We start from the raw sequence: 26980 nt of genomic DNA, 5'->3' as shown, positions 1-26980 counted from the left end.
AGCAGTATTCCTCTGCTGGCCTGAATAATTCATTTTCCCCAGCGCTGACGTAAATAATCGACCGCCTGCTGCGTCTGCGGCTGATTAAGATAATCTTCGCGAAACAGAATGGTGCCGTCGATGTGCGGCAGCGATTCATTCAGATCGAGCTGTTTTTTCAGCTCGGGAACGCCGCCCTGAACCGTCCAGTCCGGCTCATTTTTTGAAGCTTCACCCACCTTATACAGCGCCACGCCGATGTACAGCCGGGTGCGCGTTGGCTGTACCACATTGGCCCACCAGCGCGCCAGGACGTCATAGCGCGCAGCCTGGCGGGCAAACGGCCAGTACAGCTGCGGCGCGATGTAATCCAGCAGGCCAAGCTGCACCCAGCGGCGCGTGTCGGCATAGGCTTCATCATAAGCCGCCGCACCGCGCGTATCGGAGCCGGCCGCATCGTGCGACAGATTGCGCCAGACACCCGCCGGGCTGACGCCGAACTCAACGCCCGGCTTAAGCTGTTTAATCGTGCGGGAAACCTGTTCGATCAGTAGCTGGGTATTGTGCCGCCGCCAGTCGGCTTTGCTGGCAAAGCCCGCGCCGTACTGGCGGAAGGTGGCGCTGTCATTGAGCGGCGACGCCGCGGTTTCGGTGTAGAAATAGTCATCGAACTGAACGCCATCAATGGCGTAGTTTGACACCACTTCCGCCACGATGCTGGTGATCCAGTCGCGCGCCGCCGGAATGCCCGGATCGAGCACGAAGCGGTCGCTGGCGGTGCGGATCCAGTCGCGATGCAGCACAAACACGCTGGCCGGCTGCAGCTGGAGCGTGTTGTTTAACGCCGTCACAGTCGCAGTTTTGGTATTGGTCGACACGCGATAAGGATTAAACCACGCATGCACCTTCATGCCGCGTTTGTGCGCCTCGTCGAGGATAAATTGCAGCGGATCGTAACCCGGATCCTGCCCGATATTGCCGGTCAGGGTATCGGACCATGGCAGGATGCGCGAACGCCACAGCGCGGTGCCATCGGGCTTCACCTGGAAAAACACCGTGTTGATCCCCAGACTATGCAGCTTATCCAGTTTGGCCGTCAGTGCCTGCTGCTGCTGGCGGATACGCAGTGCCGGGCTGGCTGTGACGGAGGATATCGGCGGCCAGTCGAGGCGCGACACCGTGGTGAGCCAGACGCCGCGCACTGGTTCAGTCTGCGCTGTGGGTTTGGCCGGAACAGGAGGTTTAGTCGGCGACGGAAACGGGGTGACCAGCGATTTTGGCGGCTCCGAGGCACAGCTGGCCAGCAACAGCACGGCAGACAGCAGACGGGCGACGCGTTTAATGTGGGTAACAGAGAGGTAACGCGCTGAACAGGCTATGATAAACTCCGTTTCTTGTAGTCCGTTATTCGCAGGCGTTCATTCTCTGATCCTCAGACATAATGTCAAGACATTGGCTAAGATGAATGCCGCCGCGGCGCTGTCGCGCGTCCCGCATCTTACAGGAGTTCTCACTATGCAATACGAAGACCTTTATCGCCGCATTGGCCAGATCATTTTTAGCTGTGGCCCCGACGGCGCGCAGGTGCTGGTGGTGCAGGCGGAGCTGTTTGCCGATGAGGAGGGCGGGCAGTTTCAGTTTAACTACCTTGATGAAAACGGCGAACCGGACTGGTTCGAGCCGGACGCGCGCGCGATTGGCGATCTCAGTGCCGCGCTGAAAGACTTTCAGCAATACTTTATCGAACATGAGATGACTGAAGGGCAGCCGGTGTGGACGCACTGCACCGTGACGATTAACGTGGCGGATGAGTCGATCAGTATTGATGTGCAGTAACGGCGGGCTTCCGTGCCCGTCATGGCGAGCGTTACGAACGCAGCGCTACCATCTCCTCGCTGTTTTTACGCGCCGCGCGCTTGCGGTGCACAATCTGGCTGGCGACCAGCACCAGCAGCGTTAACAGGCCGGTGGCGATAATTTCGGAACGATGCTGCGCATTGAACAGCATTGACGTCAGTACGCCAACAATGAACACCATGGTGGCCCACGTCAGACCCGGGAACAGCCACATGCGATAGCTGAGCTGCTCGCCGCGCGCCTCGCGCTTTTTCCGCAGCACCAGATGCGAAGCGGCAATGACCAGATAAACCAGCAGCGCAATGGCGCCGGAGCTGGCCAGCAGGAACTCAAACACCGCGCTCGGCGCCAGATAGTTGGCGATCACCGCCAGAAATGCTGCGGCGGTAGACATCAGCACTGCGACCCATGGCGTGCCGCTGCGCGTGGTGCGCGAGGCCGCCGCTGGCGCATCCTGACGACGCGACAGGGAATAGAGCATGCGCGACGCGGTGTAAAGCGCAGAATTGAGACAGCTGCATACCGCGATCAGCACCACCACATCGACAATCTGCCGGGCATACGGCACGTTCATCATCTCCATCGCCGTCTGGTAAGACCCGGCTTTCATCAGCGACGGCGTATTCCACGGCACCAGCGCCACCACCAGAAAGATCGACAGCAGATAAAACAGCGCGATACGCCAGATCACCGAGTTGGTGGCGTGGGTGATTTGCTTGCGCGGTTCGTTAGATTCGGCGGCGGCAATGGTGACGATTTCCGTGCCCATGAAAGAGAACATGGTGGTAAGAATGGCGGCGAGCACGGCACTGATACCGTTAGGCATGAAGCCGTGAGTGTCGTACAGATGTGAAATACCCTGCGTGCTGCTGCCGGGCAACAGGCCAAACAGCGCCAGGCTGCCGGCACAAAGAAAGGCGACGATAGCCACCACTTTCAGCAGCGCGAACCAGAACTCAAACTCACCGTAGTTTTTCACGCTGAACAGGTTGCTGATGGTCAGAAAACTGGTGATCGCCAGCGTGTATTCCCACACCGCCACCTGCGGGAACCAGCCGTGCAGAATGGTGCCGGCGGCGTTGGCCTCCAGCGGGATCACCAGTACCCAGAACCACCAGTAAAGCCAGCCGATGGTAAACCCAGCCCAGCGGCCAAGAGACTTGTCGGCGTAAGTGGAGAAGGAACCGGAGTCCGGTGAGGCGACCGCCATCTCCGCCAGCATGCGCATAATCAGCACCACCAGCGCGCCGGCGGCGATATAGGCCAGCAGCACCGCCGGTCCGGCTTCGGCAATCGCATGGCCGGAACCGACGAACAGCCCGGCACCAATCACACCGGCAATCGACAGCATGCGCACGTGGCGGGGTTTCAGGCTTTGTGCCAGTACATCGGCATTCTGAGCAGTCATCAATATCTCTCCAGATCGTCTCTCAGGCGGGGCAGACCCCGCCTGTTATGCAGGTGAAACTTGCCTGCGCGCGGCAGGCAAGCGATCGGACAATGGGTGGAACGCTAAGGCTGGCTGAGCAGGCTGTCGAGAATATCCAGCGCCTGACGGAACTGGGCATCCGGAATGGTGAGCGGATAGAGGAAGCGGATCACGTTGCCCTGCGGGCCACAGGTCAGCAGCAGCAGGCCGCGCGCCATCGCCTGTTGCTGCAGCGCCTGCGCCTGCTGCGCGCTGGCAAACTCCACGGCTACCATTGAGCCCAGAGCACGCACGTCGGTAATCGACGCGTTAGCGTGGCGCGCGCGGTGCAGCAGTTCGCTCAGCGTCGCGCCCAGGTCGCTGGCGCGCTGGCACAGCTGTTCTTCGTCGATGACATCCAGCACCGCATGCGCGGCGGCAATCGACAGCGGATTGCCGGCGTAAGTACCGCCCAGCCCGCCCGGACCGGGCGCATCCATAATGTCGGCGCGACCGCTCACCGCCGACAGCGGCATGCCGCCCGCCAGGCTTTTCGCCATGGTGATAAGATCGGGCTGCACGCTGTAGTGTTCCATGGCGAACAGCTTGCCGGTGCGGGCAAATCCGCTCTGTACCTCATCGGCAATCAGCAGAATGCCGTGCTCATCGGCCAGCGCGCGCAGCTGCGTAAGAAACTCTGCCGGCGCGATGTGGAAACCGCCTTCACCCTGCACCGGTTCCAGTACGATGGCGGCCACATCCTGCGGCGCGATGTCGTGGCTGAACAGGTCGTGCAGGCTGGCGATAGCGTCCTCAACGCTGATGCCGGTGACCGCGTTAGGGTAGCGGGCGTGAAACACCGAGGCCGGCATCGGGCCAAAATCGCGCTTGTAAGGGGCCACTTTGCCAGTCATCGCCATGGTCATGAAAGTACGGCCGTGAAAGGCGTTACCGAAGGTGATGATGCCGTGACGACGGGTAGCGGCGCGCGCCACTTTAACCGCATTCTCTACCGCTTCAGCGCCGGTGGTGAAAAAGGCGGTTTTGGCTTTACCGGCAATTGGCACCCGCTGATTGATGCGTTCCGCCAGCGCCACATAGCTCTCATACGGCGTGACCTGGAATGCGGTATGGGTGAATTTTGCTAACTGATCGGCAATGGCCTGCACGATACGCGGATGACGGTGGCCGGTGTTGAGCACCGCGATGCCGCCAGCAAAATCAATCCAGCTATTGCCCTCAACGTCACGCAGCGTGGCGTTTTCGGCCTGATCGACATACCACTGACAAAGATTACCGGTGCCGCGCGGCAGCGCGTCATCTTTGCGTTGTTGCAACTGGCTGTTTTTACCTTCCATAACCTTTCCTTAGCGATAAGCGTCTTTACAAATCACGACAAACACGCTTATTTATGCCTGCACTGAGCGCGGTTGCCAGAGCCAATTTCACTGAGAAGGATGGAGCCAATTGCGGAGTTTGTACGCCGATCATGTATTGGAACGACTACAGTTTGTCGCGGAAGGCACGCTGCAGCAGCGCCTGCTGCACTGCATGCAGGCGGCAATTGTAGAGGGCATTTTCCCGCGCGGCTCACGCCTGCCGGCGACGCGTGATTTAGCGCGCGAGCTGGCGGTGTCGCGTAATACGGTGCTCAACGTCTATGAAAATCTGGTCGCGCAGGGATATGTCAGCGCGCGCACCGGCAGCGGCACCTGGATTGCAGAAAACCTGCCGGAAGGGAGCCTCAACAGCACGCCGGCGCTGCCGCTCAGTGAACCCCTGATGAGTAAACCGGCGGCGATTTCAAAACGCGGCGCCACGCTGCTCGGTCACGCCAATGCCTCGCCTTATCAGTGGGGTGCGTTTGTGCCCGGCGCGCCGGATGTGCGTGAGTTTCCACATAAGTTGTTTAGCCAGATTCAGTCGCGGCTGAATCGCGAACCTGACATCGAGCGGCTGATTTACAGCAGCAACGGCGGCTGCCCGCAGCTGCGCCAGGCGCTGGCTGAGTATCTCAGCGTAGCGCGCTCGGTGCGTGCCGACGCCGATCAAATCATCATTACCGAAGGCATTCATCAGGCGGTGGATCTGGTGACGCGCGTGCTGTGCGACGCGGGAGATCCGGTGTGGATCGAGGAGCCAGGCTACTGGGGCACACGCAACCTGTTACGCATTAACGGGCTAAAAATTCAGGCCAAAGCGGTGGATGAACAGGGCATTATCCCGGAGCTGGCACCGCGCAGCAAAGCGCCGAAGATGATTTTTGTGACACCGTCACACCAGTATCCGCTGGGTGTGCATCTCAGTCTGGAGCGGCGCAGACAGCTGCTCGACCTGGCGCGCAAACACAAAAGCTGGCTGGTGGAAGATGACTATGACAGCGAATTTCGCTTTGCCGGCCAGCCATTTCCGTCGTTGCAGGGCTTTGAGCCAGATGCGCCAGTGATCTACATGGGCACCTTCAGTAAAACGCTCTATCCCGCACTGCGTCTCGGCTATCTGGTGGTGCCGAAAGCGCTGGCGCAGCCGCTGCGCGTGGCGGCGGCCGAACTCTATCGCGGCGGCCATCTGCTGGTGCAGCGCGCGCTGGCGGAATTCATCCAGAAAGGCCACTACATGACGCACATCCGGCGCATGCGCAAACTCTACAGTCAGCGCCGGCGCTTTATGATGACGCTGTTTGAGCGCTACCTGGGCGCGGCATTCATGCCGGTGGTCAATCATGAAGCAGGGCTGCATCTGGTGCTGAATCTGCCCCCGGGCTGTGACGATGTGGCGATTGCCGCGCTGGCGTTGCGACGCGGCGTGAAGGTGCGGCCGCTGTCGCAATACTATATGCATCCGCAGGAGCGACGCGGTCTGCTGCTCGGTTACGCCTGCGTGGATGAGCGCCAGTGCCAGGATGCGTTTGGTGTGCTCAAAGCCTGCCTGATAGAAGCGGGCATCGCCGGGCGGGGATAGCCCCGGCGTGTGCCTTACGCCCGGCCAATGCTGTCCAGTTGTGCAATCACCTCCGGGCTAAGCGTCAGCGCCGCGCTGGCCAGATTTTGCTGCAGATGCTGCGGCGAGGAGGTGCCGGGAATCAGCAGAATGTTGTCTGAGCGCTGCAACAGCCAGGCGAGCGCCACCTGCAGCGTACTGGCGTTGAGCGTGCTGGCCACCGCGCTGAGCTGTTCCGACTGCAGTGGCGAAAAACCGCCGAGCGGAAAGAACGGCACGTAGGGAATGCCCTGTGCGGCCAGCTGGTCGATCAGCGCCTCATCCTGACGATTGGCGAGGTTATACAGATTCTGTACGCAGGCAATCGGCGTCATCTGCTGTGCCTGCGCCACCTGACTGGCGGTCACGTTGCTCAGGCCAATGTGCCGAATCAGGCCACGTTGTTGCAACTTAATCATCGCCTCGATTTGCGGCTCCAGCGATCCTTCTGCTGGCCCATGAACGCTCAGCATCGAGCGTAAATTGACTACCTCCAGCACGTCGAGCCCCAGATTGCGCAGGTTGTCTTCAACCGCCTGCGTCAGCTCCTCCGGCGTGCTGGCGGGCAGCCAGCCGCCTTTGGCATCACGTCGGGCACCCACTTTGGTCACCAGCAGCAGATCGCTGGGGTAAGGATAGAGCGCTTTTTTGATTAGCTGATTGGTGATGTGCGGCCCGTAAAAATCACTGGTGTCGATGTGATTCACACCGGCAGCCACGGCATCGCGCAGCACCTGTAGCGCGCGGGCTTCATCTTTCGGCGGGCCAAATACGCCGGGACCGGCCAGCTGCATGGCACCGTAGCCGAGACGGGCAACCTGACGGTCGCCCAGCGTATAAGTAGTTGTAGCCTGTGACATGTAAACCTCCTTCATCGGATAGTGTTTAAATTGTAATCACAACGGTGCTGTGCGACTATCCGTGTAAATCAGGACAGACTGTACGGAGTGACGCACAATGGCGCTGGATATGGCGTTGCTGCATGCGGTAGTGGCGGTGGCAAAAGCTGGCGGGTTTCGCGAGGCGGCACGCATGAGCGGCAGCAATCCGTCGCGTTTGAGTGATGCGGTGCGGCGCGCCGAACAGCAACTGGGCGTTCGGCTGTTTAATCGCACCACGCGAACGGTGGTGCTTACCGAAGCGGGCCGGGCGCTGATGTCACGGCTGCTACCCGCCATGAACGAAGTGGATGCGGCGCTGGATGCCCTGAACACGTTCCGTGACACGCCGGGCGGCACGCTGCGGCTGAACGTGCCGGTCAGCGCGGCGCGGCTGGTATTACCGGCGATTGTGCCGGGATTTTTGCAGCGCTATCCCGACATCCGGCTGGAGATTGTGGCGGAGAGTAATGTGCAGGACATTTTTCGCGACAGCTGCGATGCCGGTATCCGTTACGACGATCATCTGGAGCAGGATATGGTGGCGCTGCCGATTGGTCCGCGCGTGCAGCGCTTTGCCGCAGCCGCGGCTCCGGCCTATCTGGCGGCTTACGGTACGCCGCAGCATCCGCGCGACCTGATGCAGCATCGCTGTCTGTATGGTCGTTATGCCACCGGGGTGACGGCCGAATGGGAGTTCAGCCGCGGCGCGGAACGCATCACGCTACAGCCGCAGGGGCCGCTGATTTGCAGCATAGGTGCGGCGATGGAGCTGACGGTGTCAACGGCCATCGCCGGTGCCGGCGTGGTCTACCTGTTTGAGGACTGGCTGAAGCCGGCGCTGGCCAACGGCAGTCTGCAACCGATTCTTGCCGACTGGTGGCTCAGCTTTCCCGGCCTGTGGCTGTATTACAATGATCGCCGGCTGATCCCGGCACCGCTGCAGGCGTTTCTCAGCTGGATACGTGAACTCAATGCGACGCCGGGTTGACCAGCAGCCCGGAAACTAGCAGCCGGAAGGCCTGCACCGCACGCGGCAGTGCCGCGACCGGCTCATCGGCAGCGGCAATCCACAGCGCGGCATTGAGCGCAGCGCCGTTGACCAGTTGCGCCGCCGCTTCGGTATCGACCGGTTTCACTGTACCTTCCTCAATCAGCTCCGCCAGCATGGCGGCGGTGGTGCGCAGACAGGCGGTCTGATTAGGCCAGCGCGACGGATCGCCCAGCACCGCCGGGCCATCCAGCAGCATGATGCGCTGGACTTCTGGCTCCAGCGACATCTCGATATAGGTAATGGCTTCCGCCAGAAACGCGTGCCAGCGAGTGTGATACTGCTGTCCGGCTGCGCGCATCTGCTCAAGAATCTCACCATCGATCTGGTCAATAACCGCCTGCAATAACCCTTTCTTGTCGCCAAAATTATGGTACAGCGCACCGCGCGTCAGCCCGGCGGCTGCCGTGAGGTCATCCATCGACGCTTCGTTGTAACCCTTCTGCGCAAACGCGCGTCGTGCAGCGGCAATCAGTTTGCCGCGTGTCTCTTCCACCTGGTCTGCCCGTCGTCTGGCTGCCATCGCTGTTCCTTAAATTTTGCATTGACATACGCCGCGTATGTAAAACATAGTAATACATACGCGGCGTATGTTAAAGCGAAAACGGGCATAGCTAACCCGCTTTCTTCTCTCATCTTCAGGAGTACGATTATGAACAAACGCGATGCTGTTTTTCCAGCGGGCCGTCAGGCGTTGTACAACATCAATAAATACTCTGCGGCGATTCGCTCCGGCGACCTGCTGTTTGTTTCCGGCCAGGTGGGCAGCCGTGATGATGGCACCGCCGAGCCCGATTTTACGCGTCAGGTTAATCAGGCGTTCACCAATCTCGCGGCGGTGCTGAAGGCCGCCGGTTGCAGTTTTAATGACGTGGTTGATGTCACTACGTTTCATACCGATCCGGAAGCGCAGTTCGCCACGGTGAACGAAGTCCGGCTGCGCTTCTTCGGCGATGAGCCTTATCCCAACTGGACGGCGGTGGGCGTCAACTGGCTGGCGGGTTATGATTTCGAAATCAAGGTAATTGCGCGCATTCCGCAGTGAGCCAGCGTGCGGCGATCTGTTTTTAAGCTATAAAAAAAGCCGCTAACCGTTGCCGGTTAGCGGCTTGTTCACTTCACGCCTAATCAGGCGCTCAGCAGTTGATCAGCGGTTTTTTCTACCAGCGCCAGCAGCAGCTTGATGTCTTCCAGCGTGACGGTCGGGTTCAGCAGCGTTAGCTTCAGGCAGGTCACGCCTGCATGCTCGGTCACACCGACGTTAGCGCGGCCAGACTCCAGCAACGCATCGCCGATACGCTGGTTGAACAGGGCGATCTGCGCGCTGTCGCTCAGCTGTTCTGGACGATAGCGGAACAGCACGCTGGCCAGCTGTGGCTGCATTACCAGCTCCAGACGTGGCTCAGATTCAACGAACTGCGCAACGTCCTGTGCCAGGCTCACGCCGTGGTCGATAATCGCGGCGTACTGTTTCTGACCCAGCGCTTCCAGACCCATCCACAGTTTCAGCGCATCGAAACGACGTGTGGTCTGCAGGGATTTGGACACCAGGTTCGGCACGCCAGCTTCTTCATCGAACTCGGAGTTCAGGTAAGCCGCCTGATAACGCATCAGCTCATAGTGACGCGCGTCTTTCAGCAGGAACGCGCCGCAACTGATGGTCTGGAAGTATTGTTTGTGGAAGTCGAGGGTGACGGAATCCACCAGCTCCAGACCATCCAGGTAATGACGATACTTTTCAGACAGCAGCAGCGCACCGCCCCAGGCCGCATCCACGTGCACCCAGATGTTGTGCTCAGCGGCGATGGCTGCGATTTCACGCAGCGGATCGATGGCGCCGGCATCGGTGGTGCCTGCCGTCGCGACGATCGCCAGGATCTGTTCGCCGTTGGCTTCAGCCTGTGCCAGTTTGGCTTTCAGGTCATTTACGTCCATACGGGCGAACTGATCCGATTTCACCTGCACCACAGATTGATAGCCGTGGCCCAGCAGCGCCATGTTCTTCTGCACGGAGAAGTGGGCGTTTTCTGAGCACAGCACTTTGATCTTACGCAGATCGCCAGTGATGCCGTGCTGCTGCACGGAATGGCCCTGACGCGCATAGAAAGCGTCACGTGCCAGCATCAGGCCCATCAGGTTGCTCTGCGTACCGCCGCTGGTGAACACGCCCGCATCACCGGCCGGATAGCCAACCTGCGCACGCAGCCACTCAATCAGTTTGATTTCAATAATGGTGGCAGAAGGGCTCTGATCCCACGAATCCATGCTCTGGTTAGTGGCGTTGATCAGCACTTCAGCCGCCTGGCTTACCACCAGGCTCGGACAGTGCAGGTGCGCAACGCACTGCGGATGGTGCACCGCCAGACTGTCTTTGAGGAAATATTCAATCGCACGTTCAATCGCGGCCTGGTTGCCCAGGCCGTTTGGATTGAAGTCGAGCGTGATACGCTCGCGCAGTTCGGCAACCGTTTTGCCCTGGTACATCTCAGGCTGTTGCAGCCACTGCACAACCGCGGCGCTGCTCTGGGCAATCGCCTGCTGGTACGCCTCAATGCTCGGGGCCGAGGCGGCCAGAATCGGGTTTACTTCAGACATTTACTCTTCCAGTCAAACAGGTTTGACGCCAGCGCCCAGCAGCGCCTGCTCAAATTTATCCAGGAACACGGCCAGCTCTTCGTTGCTGATCAGCAGTGATGGCAGCAGGCGCAGTACCGCACCATGACGACCGCCACGCTCCAGAATCAAACCGGCTTCGAAGCATTTTTTCTGCAGCAGTGCAGAGAGTTCGCCGTCGGCCGGGAAGCTGCCCATGTGGTCAGCTGGCTCGTGTGGCTTAACGATTTCGATACCGATCATCATCCCGAGGCCGCGTACGTGACCAATAACCGGGAAGCGTTTCGCCATCGCGTTCAGCTGGGCTTTCAGCCATTCACCCTGTTCTGCCACTTTGCCGGCGATGTTCTGCTCGGTCAGGATCTTCAGCGTCGCCAGACCGGTTGCCATCGCCAGCTGGTTGCCGCGGAAGGTACCGGTGTGGTGGCCAGGTGACCAGGCGTCAAACTGCTTTTTGATACCCAGCACGGCCAGAGGCAGACCGCCGCCCACCGCTTTAGACATCACGATGATGTCTGGCTCAATGCCCGCGTGTTCGAAGGCAAAGAACTTACCGGTACGGGCAAAGCCAGCCTGGACTTCGTCGAGGATCAGCAGAATGCCGTGTTCCTGGGTCACTTTGCGGATGCGCTGCAGCCACTCAGCTGGCGCCGGGTTCACGCCGCCTTCACCCTGTACCGCTTCGAGGATCACGGCCGCAGGCTTACGCACGCCGCTTTCAACGTCGTTGATCAGGTTTTCGAAGTAGTAGGTCAGGGCTTTCACGCCAGCTTCGCCGCCGAGGCCCAGCGGGCAACGGTACAGGTGCGGGTAAGGCATGAACTGCACTTCTGGCATCATGCCGTCAACCGCTTCTTTCGGCGACAGGTTGCCGGTCACGGACAGCGCGCCGTGCGTCATCCCGTGGTAACCGCCAGAGAAGCTGATTACGCCGCTGCGGCCGGTGACTTTTTTCGCCAGCTTCAGCGCCGCTTCAACGGCATCAGCACCGGATGGACCGGTGAACTGCAGGCAGTACTCTTTACCCTGACCTGGCAGCAGCGAGAGCAGAGATTCGGAGAACTGATCTTTCAGAGGCGTCGTCAGATCAAGAGTATGTAACGGCAAGCCGCTGGTAATGACATTTTGGATGCTCTGCAGAACATCAGGATGGTTATGACCAAGTGCCAGCGTCCCTGCGCCAGCCAGACAGTCAAGATATTGTTTGTTTTCAACATCCGTAATCCACACGCCATTGGCTTTGGCAATCGCTAAAGGCAACTTGCGCGGGTAACTCCTGACGTTTGATTCAAACTCAGCCTGACGGGCTAAGAATGCGTCGTTGTTTCCGTTGAATGAGTTGGCACCAAAAGTATCAATACGGACTTTATCCGTCATCATATCTCTCCTTCAACCGGGGCTCGAACAGGCTGGCCGATTGACTAGTTGAACAAAAAAGTATCAGTGGCTCAAAAAACGCGGCCAATATAGAGCCTTTTGACGCACATCACAATGATTAATTTTGTTTAGAATTGTTTATTCTTTTCATATAGGAATCAGGACGTTGGACAGAAACTGGCCACTTATTTTAGCGCCGCGATATGAACAGGCGATTAAATAATCGTGTGAATAAAAAGACTTATGCCCGCCAGTGCCAGCCACGGACCAAAGGGCAGCACGTGATACAGCTCGCGTTGCCAGCCTAATCGGGCCAGCAGAACAAACAAAATTGCGCCTGTGCAAGCCAGTAACAGCACAAAGGGTAAAAGCACCCAGCCGAGCCAGGCACCCAGCGCAGCCAGCAGTTTGGCGTCTCCGCCACCGAGGCCGGGGCGCTTGTTTATCAGCTGATAGAGTCCACCCACTAGCCACAGCGCGCTGTATCCCGCAACTGCGCCGAACACCGCGTCATGCAGCGTTCCGGGCAGCCAGTGCAGCGCTTTGAACAGCAGGCCAAGCCACAGCAGTGAAAGGGTGAGAGCGTCCGGCAACAGCAGATGCTCAATGTCGATGAGGGTCAGCGCCAGCAGAATCCAGGCGAGCAGCAGGGCGGCAGGCAGGCGGCTATCGGGCGGCAGCAACCAGGCCAGCGCCAGGCTGATCGCGGCGGTGAGCAGCTCCGTCAGCGGGTAGCGCAGGCTCACCGGGTGGTGGCAGTAGCGACAGCGTCCGCGTAACAACAGCCAGCTGAGCAGCGGCAGCATGTCGATCGCGCGCAGCGTGGTCTGGCAGTGTGGACAGTGCGAGCGCGGCAGCAGCAGGGTAAGGCCGGGTTGCGGGTTCATTACCTGCTGCGGCAGGCGATAAATGACCACGTTGAGAAAGCTACCGACACATAGCGCCAGCAGTGTACCGATCAACCAGTAGGCAATTTCCATGAGGTTTTCTCCTGCTGTCCATGCAGCGTTGGGTTTTTCTGACGCCATTAATGGCGACCGTGCAGGTCATGGCACGGTTGCCGTGGGGACGCATTTATGCGTACCGGTGTAAGCGGGGCGATTTTATGCCAGGTTGCACGACAGGTTGGCATAAAGGTGCCGCGTAACCTGTTTGCGCGATAAATCGCGCCGCTACCAGTTCTGTGCGGTTTGACGAAAGGTCGCCATAAATGGCGACCCTACAGGTTTCACAGGGTACGCATTTATGCGCACCGCGAAATCGCGCCGCTACCAGTTCTGTGCGGTTTGGCGACAGGTCGCCATAAATGGCGACCCTACAGGTTTCGCAGGGTGCACATTGATGCGCACCGCGATCTGTCGCCAACCATGGCCGGTTTGCGAGAGGCACAATACGCCGGTGGAGACGGCGTGGCGAGCAGCAAAGCGGCGTTGCAGCGATTTGCAGCAGGATTTACGAGCGGGTTCCAGAGAACAGAAGAGATATAAGCAGGGATGCGTGAATTTCACGGGCAGGCAATGCCCTAATCGATGCTAAGACAGGCAAAAATCCTATTGATGCGCCAGCTGAGGCTGGCAACATTCTAACCAATACGCCAGTGGAGACAGATAATAATCCAATCAATGCGTCAGCGAGTTTACTGGCTCTGTTTGAACTGCTGCATGGCTTCCAGCACATTGCTGGTGGCGAGCGACATCACCCATTCGCTGTTGCGAAAGACGTCGTAATGGCCGGCGTTATAACGAAACACATACAGCTCACCGCGGAAACGCAATCCTTTTGTTTTCACGCCAATGTGATGCCGGCGTAGTGCTGCCTGTGAAAGTCTGTCAGTCGCGGTTCTCATCATCATTCTCCTGTCCAGCCTCTGGCGTCACTATCCCAGGGAAGAATAAGCAGCCAACCTTAGGATAACCTTAAGAACAGTATAGTCTCTTCGTTAATCCATTGAAAAATGGCGATTTTAATTGTCGTGGGTCGACAAGCCGACCCATGATGTCTGATCCGATGCTGATTTCCGGCCCCGGCGCGCAATCTTCTACCAATCTTCAACATCACGTAAAAAAGTCAGCTTGCCGCTTTGCCATTTAATGTTCAGTTAAGTTTTCCCCCGTATTTTGGTTTCTTATAGCGATAAAACAGACCTGCTTAAGTTTTATTGCGCGCAGATGACAGCAGCCCTGCGAACGCACTCGTTTAAGTAACGTTTAAACAATAGGTTACAGGGTGTTTCATCAGGTTGTCATGCGCAGCAATAACGCTTGTTTTATTTTTCAGCATGTTTTCAGGCACAACAGTAAGGTTATCTTATGAGTTTCCTTCCGTTTTCGCGCCCGGCATTGGGTGAGGAAGAACTGGCCGCGGTGCAGGCGGTATTTGCATCGGGCTGGATTACCACCGGACCGCAGAATGCTGCGCTGGAGCAGGCGTTTTGTCAGCTCACCGGCAACCAGCACGCTATTGCTGTCAGCTCCGCCACAGCAGGCATGCACGTCACGTTGATGGCGCTGGATATCCAGCCCGGTGACGAGGTGATCACCCCGTCGCTGACCTGGGTTTCCACGCTCAATATCATTACGCTGTTGGGCGCCACGCCGGTGATGATAGATGTGGACCGCGATAACCTGATGGTGAGCGCAGAACAGATCGAAGCGGCCATTACGCCGCGCACCCGCGCCATCGTGCCGGTTCACTATGCCGGTGCGCCGGCGGATATCGACGCCCTTCGCGCCGTCAGCGCGCGCCACAATATCCCGCTCATTGAAGATGCGGCCCACGCGGTAGGTTGCTATTACAAAGGCCGGCACGTCGGGCAGCAGGGCACCGCAATCTTCTCGCTGCACGCCATCAAAAACATCACCTGCGCCGAAGGCGGCATTGTGGTGACCGATGACGCGCAGCTGGCCGACCGCCTGCGCAGCCTGAAATTCCACGGCCTCGGCGTCGATGCCTACGATCGTCATACCCATGGCCGCAAACCGCAGGCCGAAGTGATCATGCCCGGTTTTAAATACAACCTGCCAGACATCAACGCCGCGATTGCGCTGGTGCAGCTGCAAAAGTTGCCGGCCATCAATGCACGTCGCCAGGCCATCTCCGCGCGCTATTTGCGTGAGCTGGCAGATACGCCGTTGCTGCCGCTGGTGCAGCCGGCGTGGCCGCATCAGCATGCGTGGCATCTGTTTATCATTCGCGTGGACGAAGCGCGCTGCGGTATCAGCCGCGATGCGCTGATGGAGCAGTTGAAAATCCATGACATCGGCACCGGCCTGCATTTCCGCGCCGCGCATACGCACAAGTATTACCGTGAACGCTATCCGCAGCTCTCGCTGCCGGCCACCGAATGGAACAGTGATCGTATCTGCTCGCTGCCCCTGTTCCCCGACATGCACGATGACGATGTAACGCGTGTGATTGCTGCCTTACGCCACCTTGCGGGAGCCTGAGATGCTGGAAGAAAAACCGATTCGCAAAGTCTCCGTGGTGATCCCGGTGTACAACGAAGAACAGAGCCTGCCGGAGCTGGTGCGCCGTACCGACGCTGCCTGCCGCACGCTCGGACTTGACTATGAAATCTTACTGGTGGATGACGGCAGCGCCGACCGCTCCGCGCAGATGATCGCCGATGCGGCGGATATGCCGGGCAGTCACGTGGTCGGCGTGCTGCTGAATCGCAACTACGGGCAACACTCGGCGATTATGGCCGGTTTCAGCCATGTTTCCGGTGATGTGATCATTACGCTGGATGCCGATCTGCAAAACCCGCCGGAGGAGATCCCCAACCTGGTCAAAGCCGCGCAGCAGGGCTACGACGTGGTCGGCACCGTGCGTCAGAACCGTCAGGACAGCTGGTTCCGTCGCCGCGCTTCACGCACCATCAACCACCTGATTCAGCGTGTGACCGGCAAAGCGATGGGCGATTATGGCTGCATGCTGCGCGCCTATCGCCGTCACATTGTCGATGCGATGCTCAACTGCCACGAACGCAGCACCTTTATCCCGATTCTGGCGAACACTTTCGCGCGCCGCACCATTGAACTGCCGGTTACGCATGCCGAGCGTGAGTTTGGCGACTCCAAATACAGCTTCATGAAGCTGATCAACCTGATGTATGACCTGGTGACCTGCCTGACCACCACGCCGCTGCGTCTGCTGAGTATCGTCGGCAGCTTAATCGCGCTGGCCGGTTTCGCCTTTTCTCTGATCCTGATTGTGCTGCGCCTGTTCCTCGGTGCCAGCTGGGCCGGTGACGGTGTGTTCATGCTGTTTGCCGTGCTGTTTATTTTTGTCGGCGCGCAGTTTGTCGGCATGGGCCTGCTGGGCGAATACATCGGTCGTATTTATAACGACGTACGCGCCCGTCCGCGCTACTTCATTCAACGTGTTATCCATCCGCAACAAGATGCCCCGTCTGTACAGGAAATTAAGCAATGAAAACTATCGTCTTCGCCTATGCCGAAATGGGCTGTGCAGGCATCACTGCGCTGCTGAACGCAGGCTATGAAATCAGTGCCATCTTTACCCATGCGGACACCTCGCCGGAGAGCCATGCGTTTCCTTCGGTGGCACGCCTCGCGGCTGAGCAGGGCATTCCGGTTTATGCGCCGGAAGATGCTAATCATCCGCTGTGGGTGGATCGCATCCGCACCATGCAGCCGGACTTTATCTTCTCGTTTTACTATCGCGCACTGCTGAGCGACACGATCCTGAACTGCGCGCGGGTCGGCGCGTTTAACCTGCACGGTTCGCTGCTGCCTAAATACCGTGGTCGTGCGCCGCTTAACTGGGTGCTGGTCAACGGCGAGACGGAGACTGGCGTAACGCTGCACCGCATGGTGAAACGTGCCGATGCCGGCGACATTGTGGCGCAGCAGCGCGTGGCGATTGACCCGCAGGATAATGCGCTGACGCTGCACCGTAAGCTGGTGGCCTGCGCCGGCCAACTGCTGGAAGGCGCGCTGCCGCCGATGAAGCGCGGTGAGATTGCCGCCACGCCGCAGAACGACGCGGAAGCGACCGTGGTTGGTCGCCGCACGCCGGAGGATGGCCGCATCAACTGGGAGCTGCCGGCGGCTAAAGTGAATAACCTGGTGCGTGCAGTCACCGATCCCTGGCCTGGTGCGTTTGCGTATGCCGGCACGGTGAAATTCGTGGTGTGGAAAGGGCGGGTTCACCAGGATGCGCCCAGCGCCAAACCGGGCACGGTGCTGTCAGTTGAGCCGTTCCTGATTGCCTGCGGCGAGGGCGCGCTCGAAGTGGTCACCGGGCAGAGCGACAACGGTGTTTACATGAACGGCAGCCAGCTGGCGCAGAGTCTGGGCATGGTGCCGGGTGCGCTGCTTTATTCGCAGCCGGTTGCTGCGGTGAAACGCCGCACGCGGGTGCTGATCCTCGGCGTAAACGGCTTTATCGGCAACCATCTCACCGAACGCCTGCTGCAGGATGATAACTTTGAGGTTTATGGCCTGGACATCGGTTCCGATGCCATCAGCCGCTTCCTGGATGAACCGCGCTTCCACTTCGTTGAAGGGGATATCAGCATCCACTCTGAATGGATTGAGTATCACATCAAGAAATGTGACGTGGTGCTGCCGCTGGTGGCGATCGCCACGCCGATCGAATATACCCGTAATCCGCTGCGCGTATTCGAGCTGGATTTCGAAGAGAACCTGAAGATTATTCGTGACTGCGTGAAGTATAAAAAGCGCATCATTTTCCCGTCTACCTCCGAAGTGTACGGTATGTGCACCGATCAGCATTTCGACGAGGATCACTCCAACCTGGTGGTCGGACCGATCAATAAACAGCGCTGGATCTATTCGGTGTCGAAACAGCTGCTGGACCGGGTGCTGTGGGCCTATGGCGAAAAAGAGGGGCTGCGCTTTACGCTGTTCCGTCCGTTTAACTGGATGGGCCCGCGGCTGGATAACCTCAACGCCGCGCGTATCGGCAGTTCTCGCGCCATCACCCAGTTGATCCTTAATCTGGTGGAAGGCTCGCCGATCAAGCTGATCGACGGTGGCGCGCAGAAGCGCTGTTTCACCGATATTCGCGACGGCATCGAAGCGCTGTTCCGCATTATCGAGAACAAGCACAACAACTGCGATGGCCAGATCGTTAACATTGGTAACCCGGAGAACGAAGCCAGTATTAAAGAGCTGGCGGAACACCTGCTGGCCAGCTTTGAGCGCCACCCGCTGCGCGATCGCTTCCCGCCGTTTGCCGGTTTCCGTGAGGTAGAGAGCAGTAGCTATTACGGCAAAGGCTATCAGGACGTGGAGCATCGCAAGCCGTCGATTAAAAACGCCCGCCGGCTGCTCGACTGGACGCCAACCGTGGCGATGGATACCACCATCGACAATACGCTGGACTTCTTCCTGCGCACCGTTGAGCTACAGGAAAAGCCATGAAGCGAGTGGGTTTGCGTGTTGATGTCGATACCTGGCGCGGCACGCAACTGGGCGTACCGGCGCTGCTGCAGCAGTTCAGCCTGCATCAGCTGCAGGCCAGCTTCTTCTTCAGCGTTGGGCCGGACAACATGGGGCGCCACCTGTGGCGCCTGATGAAGCCGCGCTTTCTGTGGAAAATGCTGCGTTCGCGCGCGGCCTCGCTGTACGGCTGGGATATTTTACTGGCCGGTACCGCCTGGCCGGGCCGCGAAATAGGCAAAGGGCTGGCGTCGATTATTCGCGCCACGGCAGATCACCATGAAGTGGGGTTACACGCGTGGGATCACTTTGCCTGGCAGACCTGGGCTGGCGTCTGGTCGCCACAGCAGCTGAATGCGCAGATTGCGCGCGGTAAAGCGGCGCTGGAAACCATTTTGGGTGACAGTGTCACCTGCTCTGCAGTGGCAGGCTGGCGCGCCGACAGCCGGGTACTGGATGCCAAGCAGCCGTTTGGCTTTCGCTATAACAGCGACTGTCGTGGCAGCGGGCCGTTCATTCCGCGCCTTAACGATGGCAGCTTCGGCACGGTGCAAATTCCGGTAACCCTGCCAACGTGGGATGAAGTGGTGGGCCAGCAGGTCAGCGCGGAAGGGTTTAACGACTTTATTCTCGCGCAGATACATGCCGCCAGCGGTACGCCGGTCTATACCATTCACGCAGAGGTCGAAGGCATCATCGGATTGCCCGCCTTTGCCGATCTGCTGACGCGCGCGCAGCAGCAGGGCATCCGGTTTTGCCCGCTGAGCGAGCTGCTGCCGGACGATCTCAGTACGCTGCCGCAGGGCCATGTGGTGCGCGGGCACATTGCCGGCCGGGAAGGCTGGCTGGGTTGCCAGAGTTAACATTTTACAGGACCCAAGTATGGAAACACCGATGCGCAGCCGCACCCGTATAGTGCTGCTGATAGCGCTTTTTGCTCTCTATTATCTGATCCCGGTGCCATTCCGTGATCTCTGGCAGCCGGATGAAACCCGCTATGCCGAAATCAGCCGCGAGATGCTGCTGAGCGGTAACTGGGTGGTGCCGCATTTTTTTGATTTGCGCTACTTCGAGAAGCCGATTGCCGGTTACTGGATCAATAATTTTGGCCAGCTGATATTTGGGCATAATAACTTTGGCGTGCGCGCCGGTGCGATTATCTGTACCACGCTGAGTGCGCTGCTGATCTACTGGCTGGGCAAACGGATGTTCGCCAGCCGCAAAATAGCGCTCACCGCCAGCGTGATCTTTCTTACCTCGCTGCTGGTTTACGGCATCGGCACTTACGCCGTGCTCGATCCGATTCTGCTGCTGTGGCTGGTGGCGGCAATGTGCAGCTTTTGGTTTGCTGCGCAGGCGCACAGTACCTCACAGCGGCTGACGGGGTATGTGCTGCTCGGCGCGGCCTGTGCCATGGGTTTCATGACCAAGGGCTTTCTGGCGCTGGCGGTGCCGGTGCTGGCGATTGTGCCCTGGGTGCTCTGGCAGCGACGTTTTGGCGAACTGCTGCGCTGGGGCCCGCTTACTGTGCTGGTGGCGGCCGCGATCAGCGCGCCCTGGGCGCTGTCCATTCAGCATAAGGAAGGCGATTTCTGGCACTACTTCTTCTGGGTCGAACATATTCAGCGCTTCGCCGAGAGCGACGCGCAGCATAAAGCGCCGTTCTGGTATTACCTGCCGGTGCTGCTGGCAGGCTGTCTGCCGTGGCTCGGCCTGTTGCCAGGCGCGCTGAGCGGCGCATGGCGTCAGCGTCAGCAGCACGCTGCCGCGATCTATTTGCTTAGCTGGGTTGTACTGCCGCTGCTGTTCTTTAGCATCGCCAAAGGCAAACTGCCAACCTATATCCTGCCGTGCTTTGCGCCGCTGGCGTTGTTGATGGCGCACTATGCGCACGGTAACACCGCGCGCCTGAAACAGGCGTTGGCGGTAAATGGCTGGATCAACCTGCTGTTTGGTCTGGTTGCCACGCTGCTGGTCGTGGTGGTGCTGGCACCCTGGGGGCTGGCGCACCATCCGGTGTACGCGCGCGATGAGTTGCTGCGGGTAGTGTGCGCTGCGCTGGCATTTGCCGGCTGGGCGGTGATGGGCTGGTTAAGCCTGAAAACAGGCCGCTGGCAACTGGCTGCGCTTTGCCCGCTGGCATTGGCGCTGCTGGTCGGGTTTGCTATCCCGCAAAAGGTGCGTGATAGCAAACAGCCGCAGAGTTTCGTCAGCGCCGTTCGGCCTCAGCTGGCGCAGAGCCGCTATCTGGTGGTGGACAATTCCGGCATCGCTTCTGCGGTCGCATGGGAATTGCGCCGCAGCGATATCACTTTCTTCGATGAAAAAGGTGAGCTGGAGTACGGACTGGGTTATCCCGATGCAAAAACGCGCTACGTCGACGGGGAAGCCTTCGCTGACTGGCTGCGCCTGCATCGCCGACAGGGTCCGGTGGCACTGGTGCTGCTGCTGAATTCTGACGAAAAGCAAGCGGATGCGCATCTGCCGGTGCCGGATGATGTGTATCAGCAGGGACGGCTGGTCTACTACGGCTACAACGCGACACCATGAATCTGCTACTGATCCTGCTGGTAAGCCTGCTCAGTTGTGCCGCCCAGCTGTGCCAGAAACAGGCGGCCCACTGCGGCGGGCAACGCCTGTTCGGCTGGCTGGTGCTCAGCCTGCTGCTGCTGGGGACGGCGATGCTGCTGTGGCTGGTGGTGCTGCGCACCGTGCCGGTCAGCGTGGCTTACCCGATGCTGAGCCTGAATTTTGTGCTGGTGGCGGTGGCGGCGCGCGTCATCTGGCGTGAGAACTACACGCGGCGGCAGTGGCTGGGTACGTTGGCGATCGTTACCGGGGTTGCGCTGATGGGGAGCCATCTGTGAAGGGCTGGCTGCTGGCGCTGGCCAGCGTGCTGCTGGTGTCGCTGGCGCAGCTGCTGCTGCGCACGGCAATGCTCGCGCTGCCACCGCTGGATACATGGACCGCGCTACCGTGGCAGCACGGCCTGATACCGTTAATCGGCGGACTGGCCGCCTACGGCTGCTCAATGCTGTGCTGGCTGCTGGCGCTGCGGCTGTTGCCGCTCAACCGGCTCTATCCGCTGCTCAGTCTGAGCTATGTGCTGGTGTGGCTGGCCGCCATTTCTCTGCCGGCCTTGCATGAAACTTTCCGCTGGAGCAGTCTCGCTGGCGTCATATTGATCGTCTGCGGCCTGCTGTGCGTGGCGCTGCCGCGCCGTTAACCGTTAATGCTGCTGCCACGGGTGATATTCTCCCTGGCGGCGGCCTGGCGCCGTTTCCGGCAGACGCAGCAGGCCGAACAATGAAATCACCCCCAGCACTGCAACATACAGCGCCAGACCATACCAGTGGCCGTGGGTCACCTGCAGAATCTTCACTGCCACCAGTCCGAGTACGCCGCTGCCGATCAGCGAACCGATCTGCCAGATCACCGCGATACCGCTGCAGCGAATATGCGTGGGAAACAATTCGGGGAACCATGACGCCTGCGGGGCATAACACATGCTGTGGCCCAGCGTCAGCGCCACGATCATCGCCAGCTGCGTGAGCCAGTAGCTGTTGTGCGCCAGCGCGAGAAAAAATGGCACGATCGAGAGCATGATCAGCAGCGTGCCGATCAGGTAAACCGGCTTGCGACCGATGCGGTCGGAAAGGGCACCCATCAGCGGGATCGCCAGTACTTCGAGGATCACCGCGACGATCATACTGTTCATCAAAATGCCGGCATCAAGCTGATTAGCTTTACCCCAGGCAAGGATGATGACGGTAAACAGGGCAAAGGCGCAGGCTTCGATCAGTTTCGCTGCTACGCCGTTGACCACCAGCCGTGGATTACCACGCAGCACCTCTTTTAACGGCCTGGATTCTGCCGCTTTGGTTTCACGAATGGCGGCGAAGACCGGCGATTCATCAATGCGCAGGCGAATAAACAGGCCGACAATCACCAGCAGCGCGCTGAGCAGAAAAGGCACGCGCCAGCCCCAGTCCATCATCTGCTCCGCGCTCAGCGCGGCATTAAGCACAGCGAACAGCGCCAGCGGCAGCAGAAACCCGACCGGAGCACCAATCTGCACCCAGCTGGCAAAGAAACCGCGCCGGGAAGGCTGCGCATATTCGGCCGTCATTAATACCGCGCCCGCCTGTTCACCGCCGACGCCAAACCCCTGCAGCAAGCGGATGGCAATCAGTAATACCGGGGCCCAGACGCCAATTTTTTCGTAGGTTGGCAGCAGACCAATGCAGAACGTGCCAAGGCCCACGATCAGGATGGTCGCCACCAGCGCTTTTTTGCGTCCCACTTTGTCGCCGATGTGCCCAAACACCATGCCGCCAATAGGACGTGCGAGGAAGCCAACCGCATAAGTGGCGAAGGCAGCGAGTGTGCTGACCAGCGGATCGTGGCTGGGAAAGAACAGATGGCCAAAGAATAGTACCGCTGCCGTACCGTAAGCGAAAAAGTCGTAATACTCTGCCGCCGTGCCTATCGCCGAGGCGCTGGCGACGCGGCGAATCAATGATTTAGGGTGAGCTTCAGCGGTATCAGATTGAGCAACAGTTGAAGAGGCCATGACAAATCCTGAAGAGGTGAAAGAGCGACTACCATACAAGAAGGTTTGTGCAGTTGTTGCGCGATTGATCACAAAGCGTGGCGACTCTCGGCGTAAAGGGGCCGATCTGCTGTGCTTCCATAACCACCTCGCCCAATCTCCATTCTCCTTATTTCGGCTGATGTAAATCCATCAAAATAAACCGGTCAAAAGGCTTGAACTCACAATTTGAAAAGCAGGTTTCAAATATAAATTAACATGAAATAAAAATGCCGATAGCCTGGACGCGCTGCTCTGTTCTGATGCTTTTCCTAACGCATTTTTTACCAGGAGGTATTATGGAAAAAGAACTTTATCTCTCCACCAACACCGCATCCGGCCCCAACAGCACAACAAAAACCGAACCCTTCGTAAAAGTCATCGCGCTGGTGGCGACACTCGGCGGGCTGCTGTTTGGTTACGATACCGGCGTGGTATCCGGTGCGCTGCTATTCATGCGGAGTGATTTGCATCTCACGCCGTTCACTACCGGGCTGGTGACCAGTTCACTGTTGTTCGGCGCTGCCTTTGGCGCGCTGCTGGCAGGGCACTTCGCGGATGCCCTCGGGCGCCGCAAAATCATCATCACGCTGGCCTTTATTTTTGCCCTCGGCGCGGTCGGCTCTGCCTTCGCACCTGATGTGGTGACGATGATTGCGTCACGCCTGTTTCTTGGTATTGCCGTTGGCGGGGCGGCTGCCACCGTGCCGGTGTATATCGCGGAAATTGCCCCGGCGAATAAACGCGGTCAACTGGTGACGCTGCAGGAGCTGATGATTGTCTCTGGCCAGCTGCTGGCCTATGTCTCCAATGCGACCTTCAATGAAATCTGGGGTGGCGAACATACCTGGCGCTGGATGCTGGCCATCTCCACCGTACCCGCCGTGCTGTTGTGGATCGGGATGATCTTTATGCCGGAAAGTCCACGCTGGCACGTCATGCGCGGCAACACCGCTGGCGCGCGCAGGGTGCTGGAGAAAACCCGGGCGGCGGAGGACGTAGAGTGGGAACTGGAGGAGATCGAAGAGACCATCGAAGAGCATCGCCAGCAAGGCAAAGGTCGCCTGCGTGACCTGCGCACGCCATGGTTGCGCAAAGTGTTTTTACTGGGAATTGGCATTGCCGCCATCCAGCAGCTGACCGGTGTGAACACCATCATGTACTACGCGCCAACCATGCTCACTGCTACCGGCCTGAGCAACGATGCGGCGTTGTTCGCCACCATCGCCAACGGCGTGATCTCGGTAATCATGACGCTGGTGGGGATCGTGATAATCGGTAAGGTTGGTCGTCGTCCGCTGGTGCTGATAGGGCAGATGGGCTGTACCGCCTGCCTGTTCTTTATCGCCGCAGTATGCCTGCTAATGCCGGAGTATCACGCCGGTGGTGCGGTTAATCTGCTGCGGGCCTATCTGGTACTGGCCGGAATGCTGATGTTTTTATGTTTTCAGCAGGGCGCGCTGTCACCGGTCACCTGGTTGCTGCTGTCGGAAATCTTTCCGGCGCGCATGCGCGGCATTTGCATGGGCGGTGCCGTTTTTGCCTTGTGGATTGCCAACTTCGCCATTTCCATGGCCTTCCCGCTGTTGCTGGCCGCCTTTGGCCTGGCTGGCGCTTTCCTGACTTTCGCTGTGATCGGAATCGGCGGCGCCCTTTTTGTGCTGCGCGCTATCCCGGAAACCAAAGGGCGCAGCCTGGAACAGGTCGAACACTATTTCTATGAACTGTATGACGGCAAAGGCTAAATGTGAGGGCGATCAGATTGCGCTCAGGCTGATGTAAATCACTCAAAGAAGCCGCAGAGCGGGCAAAAAAGATAACTTACTATCAGGGCATGTCAGTAGCTTGCAGCAAACAGAACCTTACCCAGTGATTATTATCCAGGAAAGATCATGACCTACAAAATAAGCAGTGACCGATTCTGTGTTAACCGTAAAATTGCCCCTCATCTCAGCATGGCGGAATTCTTCGCGCTGGTGGAACAGCTGGGATTAAATAAAGTTGAAATACGCAACGATATGAAAAGCGGCAGCGTGACCGACGGCGCAGGCGGTGAGGAAGTGCGTCGCCTGGCAGCGCAGCATCAACTTGAGATCGAAACCATCAACGCGCTATATCCCTTCAACCAGTTAGATGATGCGGTGCTGAAAAAAACGCGCGCGCTGTTAGCCGATGCGCGCGCCACCGGGGCGAAAGCGCTGGTGCTTTGTCCGCTCAATAATGGGACGCCGGTGAGTAATGAGCAAACCGTACAGGCGCTGCAAACCCTGGCGCCGCTGTTTGCCGAATATGGTGTTGCCGGGCTGGTTGAACCGCTCGGTTTTCCGCAGAGTTCACTGCGCTCCGCCGCGCTGGCGCAGCAGCTTATCGCTCAGGCCGGCGTGCCGTTTAACATCGTACTGGATACCTTCCATCATCACCTGTACGAAGGCGCCGAACAGGATTTCGCCGGTGGCGTAGACGTGAATCACATCGGCCTGGTGCATCTCTCTGGCGTAACGGATGCGCGCCCGACTCATCAACTCACCGACGAAGAGCGCATCATGCTGAGCGCGGATGACCTGCTGAAATCCCGCGAGCAGGTGCAGCGCCTGGAAGAGATGGGCTATCGCGGTGTTTATGCTTTCGAGCCGTTTTCTTCGGTGATGGAGAGCTGGAGCGCTGAGGATATTGCGCGCGAAATCCGCAGCAGCATTGATTATCTCAACCACTAACCAATCCGGCATTTTGCTGAAGGAACCTCGCATGACACTCAATATTGGTGTAATCGGCACTGGCGCTATCGGCCGTGAACACATTCGTCGCTGCAGCCAGGTGCTGCAGCATGCGCGCGTGGTCGCGCTTAATGATATCAATCGCAACAACTGTGAGCAGGTGATTAGCGAGCTCGGCTTGCAGGCGGAGATTTACGACAACGCGCACGATTTAATCGCCGCGCCGGAGGTGCAGGCCATTCTGGTTACCTCATGGGGCCCGACGCATGAAGAGTTTGTGCTGGCAGCCATCAAAGCCGGCAAAGCGGTATTCTGCGAGAAGCCACTGGCGGTGACCGCGCAGGGCTGTATGAATATCGTCGAAGCGGAAATTGCCGCGGGCAAAAAACTGGTGCAGGTGGGTTTTATGCGACCGTACGACAGCGGCTATCGCGCGCTGAAAGCGGTTATCGACGGCGGCACCCTGGGTGAGCCGCTAATGCTGCACTGCGCGCACCGCAATCCGGCGGTCGGCGATGCTTATACCACCGATATGGCGATCACCGATACGCTGATCCATGAACTTGACGTGCTGCGCTGGCTGCTGAACGATGATTATGTCAGCGCGCAGGTGATTTACCCACGAAAGACCCGCCACGCGTCATCGCACCTGAAAGATCCGCAGATTGTGCTGCTGGAAACCGCGAAGGGTATCCGCATTGATGTCGAGATCTTCGTTAACTGCGCCTATGGTTACGACATACAATGTGAGGTGGTTGGCGAGAGCGGCATTGCCCGCCTGCCTGAACCGATGTCGGTGCAAACCCGTCATGCGGCGCAGCTCTCCACCGGCATTCTGACCGACTGGAAAAAGCGTTTTATCGCTGCGTATGACGTTGAGCTGCAGGATTTCATTAACAACGTGCTGTCGGGCAATATGACAGGCCCGTCGGCGTGGGACGGCTATGCCGCCGCCGTGGCGGCCGATGCCTGTGTCGCGGCACAGAACAACGGTGACATTGTCCCGATTACCATGCCACCACGTCCGGCTTTCTATCGTTAATCCCGCAAAATCACGGCTGGCGCACCCTAACCGGTGCGCTTTTATGTGACATTGTCACCTGTT

Annotated in this window: 24 protein-coding genes; 14 read left to right on the top strand and 10 right to left on the bottom strand. The window is 58.8% G+C overall.

Annotated features, from left to right (window positions below):
- Positions 1 to 29: 29 nt before the first annotated feature.
- The gene (locus tag AC6I8P_RS21260) at positions 30 to 1322 is read right to left on the bottom strand and encodes a glycoside hydrolase family 10-like protein (protein WP_498031350.1); all 1293 of its coding nucleotides are present in this window, start codon (positions 1320 to 1322) and stop codon (positions 30 to 32) included.
- Positions 1323 to 1494: 172 nt separating this feature from the next.
- Between AC6I8P_RS21260 and AC6I8P_RS21255 the strand changes: the two genes are divergently transcribed.
- Positions 1495 to 1815: a hypothetical protein gene (locus AC6I8P_RS21255; protein WP_058759124.1), complete on the top strand. Its 321-nt coding sequence runs from the start codon at positions 1495 to 1497 to the stop codon at positions 1813 to 1815.
- A 31-nt stretch (positions 1816 to 1846) separates the two neighbouring features.
- On the opposite strand, the gene gabP is transcribed toward AC6I8P_RS21255, so the two are convergent.
- Together gabP and gabT are read right to left on the bottom strand one after the other, a co-directional pair.
- Positions 1847 to 3244 (bottom strand): GABA permease, encoded by a 1398-nt coding sequence (gene gabP, locus AC6I8P_RS21250; protein ID WP_021509088.1) that lies wholly within the window; start codon positions 3242 to 3244, stop codon positions 1847 to 1849.
- A 104-nt stretch (positions 3245 to 3348) separates the two neighbouring features.
- Complete coding sequence (gene gabT / locus AC6I8P_RS21245; RefSeq protein WP_059011229.1) at positions 3349 to 4602, bottom strand: 4-aminobutyrate--2-oxoglutarate transaminase; 1254 nt, start codon at positions 4600 to 4602, stop codon at positions 3349 to 3351.
- 109 nt (positions 4603 to 4711) lie between these two features.
- Between gabT and pdxR the strand changes: the two genes are divergently transcribed.
- Complete coding sequence (gene pdxR / locus AC6I8P_RS21240; protein ID WP_195910919.1) at positions 4712 to 6205, top strand: MocR-like pyridoxine biosynthesis transcription factor PdxR; 1494 nt, start codon at positions 4712 to 4714, stop codon at positions 6203 to 6205.
- 14 nt (positions 6206 to 6219) lie between these two features.
- Here pdxR and AC6I8P_RS21235 read toward each other — a convergent pair whose 3' ends face one another.
- Positions 6220 to 7083, bottom strand: a complete 864-nt coding sequence (locus AC6I8P_RS21235) for an aldo/keto reductase family oxidoreductase (protein ID WP_059011227.1) — start codon at positions 7081 to 7083, stop codon at positions 6220 to 6222.
- 97 nt (positions 7084 to 7180) lie between these two features.
- Between AC6I8P_RS21235 and AC6I8P_RS21230 the strand changes: the two genes are divergently transcribed.
- Entirely contained in the window at positions 7181 to 8092 is a 912-nt protein-coding gene (locus tag AC6I8P_RS21230) for a LysR substrate-binding domain-containing protein (protein WP_021509092.1), read from the top strand.
- Here AC6I8P_RS21230 and AC6I8P_RS21225 read toward each other — a convergent pair.
- Positions 8073 to 8675 carry a TetR/AcrR family transcriptional regulator gene (locus AC6I8P_RS21225; protein WP_059012970.1) on the bottom strand — a complete coding sequence of 201 codons (603 nt, stop codon included), beginning with the start codon at positions 8673 to 8675 and terminating at the stop codon, positions 8073 to 8075. The two genes, AC6I8P_RS21230 and AC6I8P_RS21225, sit on opposite strands and share 20 nt — an antisense overlap.
- A gap of 129 nt (positions 8676 to 8804) precedes the next feature.
- Between AC6I8P_RS21225 and AC6I8P_RS21220 the strand changes: the two genes are divergently transcribed.
- The gene (locus tag AC6I8P_RS21220) at positions 8805 to 9197 is read left to right on the top strand and encodes a RidA family protein (protein WP_059012972.1); all 393 of its coding nucleotides are present in this window, start codon (positions 8805 to 8807) and stop codon (positions 9195 to 9197) included.
- A gap of 83 nt (positions 9198 to 9280) precedes the next feature.
- On the opposite strand, the gene AC6I8P_RS21215 is transcribed toward AC6I8P_RS21220, so the two are convergent.
- From AC6I8P_RS21215 to AC6I8P_RS21200, 4 genes are all read right to left on the bottom strand, one after another.
- Positions 9281 to 10747 carry a pyridoxal phosphate-dependent decarboxylase family protein gene (locus AC6I8P_RS21215; protein ID WP_059012974.1) on the bottom strand — a complete coding sequence of 489 codons (1467 nt, stop codon included), beginning with the start codon at positions 10745 to 10747 and terminating at the stop codon, positions 9281 to 9283.
- Positions 10748 to 10759: 12 nt separating this feature from the next.
- Positions 10760 to 12142, bottom strand: coding sequence for a diaminobutyrate--2-oxoglutarate transaminase (locus AC6I8P_RS21210; protein WP_021509096.1), 1383 nt, complete (start codon positions 12140 to 12142; stop codon positions 10760 to 10762).
- Between the two features lie 215 nt (positions 12143 to 12357).
- On the bottom strand, positions 12358 to 13122 hold the full coding sequence (locus tag AC6I8P_RS21205) for a prepilin peptidase (RefSeq protein ID WP_059012976.1): 765 nt from the start codon (positions 13120 to 13122) through the stop codon (positions 12358 to 12360).
- Positions 13123 to 13778: 656 nt separating this feature from the next.
- On the bottom strand, positions 13779 to 13994 hold the full coding sequence (locus AC6I8P_RS21200; RefSeq protein ID WP_227746467.1) for a hypothetical protein: 216 nt from the start codon (positions 13992 to 13994) through the stop codon (positions 13779 to 13781).
- Between the two features lie 457 nt (positions 13995 to 14451).
- On the opposite strand from AC6I8P_RS21200, the gene arnB reads away from it, so the two are divergent.
- From arnB to arnF, 7 genes are read left to right on the top strand one after another with little or no spacing between them, the layout of a single operon-like run.
- Positions 14452 to 15588: a UDP-4-amino-4-deoxy-L-arabinose aminotransferase gene (gene arnB / locus AC6I8P_RS21195; protein WP_264443865.1), complete on the top strand. Its 1137-nt coding sequence runs from the start codon at positions 14452 to 14454 to the stop codon at positions 15586 to 15588.
- A gap of 1 nt (position 15589) precedes the next feature.
- Positions 15590 to 16576, top strand: a complete 987-nt coding sequence (arnC, locus tag AC6I8P_RS21190; protein ID WP_021509379.1) for an undecaprenyl-phosphate 4-deoxy-4-formamido-L-arabinose transferase — start codon at positions 15590 to 15592, stop codon at positions 16574 to 16576.
- A complete protein-coding gene (arnA, locus tag AC6I8P_RS21185) occupies positions 16573 to 18552 on the top strand; it encodes a bifunctional UDP-4-amino-4-deoxy-L-arabinose formyltransferase/UDP-glucuronic acid oxidase ArnA (RefSeq protein ID WP_021509380.1) in 1980 nt (659 codons plus the stop codon). The genes arnC and arnA overlap by 4 nt, the downstream gene beginning before the upstream one ends.
- Positions 18549 to 19433: a 4-deoxy-4-formamido-L-arabinose-phosphoundecaprenol deformylase gene (gene arnD / locus AC6I8P_RS21180; protein WP_125310936.1), complete on the top strand. Its 885-nt coding sequence runs from the start codon at positions 18549 to 18551 to the stop codon at positions 19431 to 19433. The genes arnA and arnD overlap by 4 nt, the downstream gene beginning before the upstream one ends.
- Before the next feature lie 31 nt (positions 19434 to 19464).
- Positions 19465 to 21120: a lipid IV(A) 4-amino-4-deoxy-L-arabinosyltransferase gene (gene arnT / locus AC6I8P_RS21175; RefSeq protein WP_498031349.1), complete on the top strand. Its 1656-nt coding sequence runs from the start codon at positions 19465 to 19467 to the stop codon at positions 21118 to 21120.
- Positions 21117 to 21437, top strand: a complete 321-nt coding sequence (gene arnE, locus AC6I8P_RS21170; protein WP_058781502.1) for a 4-amino-4-deoxy-L-arabinose-phosphoundecaprenol flippase subunit ArnE — start codon at positions 21117 to 21119, stop codon at positions 21435 to 21437. The genes arnT and arnE overlap by 4 nt, the downstream gene beginning before the upstream one ends.
- Positions 21434 to 21796, top strand: coding sequence for a 4-amino-4-deoxy-L-arabinose-phosphoundecaprenol flippase subunit ArnF (arnF, locus tag AC6I8P_RS21165; protein WP_058781501.1), 363 nt, complete (start codon positions 21434 to 21436; stop codon positions 21794 to 21796). Before arnE ends, arnF begins: the two co-directional genes overlap by 4 nt.
- A 3-nt stretch (positions 21797 to 21799) precedes the next feature.
- On the opposite strand, the gene AC6I8P_RS21160 is transcribed toward arnF, so the two are convergent.
- Entirely contained in the window at positions 21800 to 23143 is a 1344-nt protein-coding gene (locus AC6I8P_RS21160; protein WP_058776361.1) for an MFS transporter, read from the bottom strand.
- Between the two features lie 317 nt (positions 23144 to 23460).
- Between AC6I8P_RS21160 and AC6I8P_RS21155 the strand changes: the two genes are divergently transcribed.
- From AC6I8P_RS21155 to iolG, 3 genes are all read left to right on the top strand, one after another.
- Positions 23461 to 24906, top strand: a complete 1446-nt coding sequence (locus AC6I8P_RS21155; RefSeq protein ID WP_498031191.1) for a sugar porter family MFS transporter — start codon at positions 23461 to 23463, stop codon at positions 24904 to 24906.
- A 147-nt stretch (positions 24907 to 25053) separates the two neighbouring features.
- Entirely contained in the window at positions 25054 to 25875 is an 822-nt protein-coding gene (locus AC6I8P_RS21150; protein WP_481658203.1) for a TIM barrel protein, read from the top strand.
- Positions 25876 to 25906: 31 nt separating this feature from the next.
- The gene (gene iolG / locus AC6I8P_RS21145; RefSeq protein WP_058770196.1) at positions 25907 to 26917 is read left to right on the top strand and encodes a bifunctional inositol 2-dehydrogenase/D-chiro-inositol 1-dehydrogenase; all 1011 of its coding nucleotides are present in this window, start codon (positions 25907 to 25909) and stop codon (positions 26915 to 26917) included.
- The last annotated feature ends 63 nt before the right edge of the window (positions 26918 to 26980 follow it).

It is taken from the genome of gamma proteobacterium symbiont of Lampromicra miyakona, assembly GCF_059730895.1.
The sequence above is the reverse complement of the archived record's forward strand: the minus strand, read 5'-3'. Positions and strand labels throughout refer to the sequence as shown.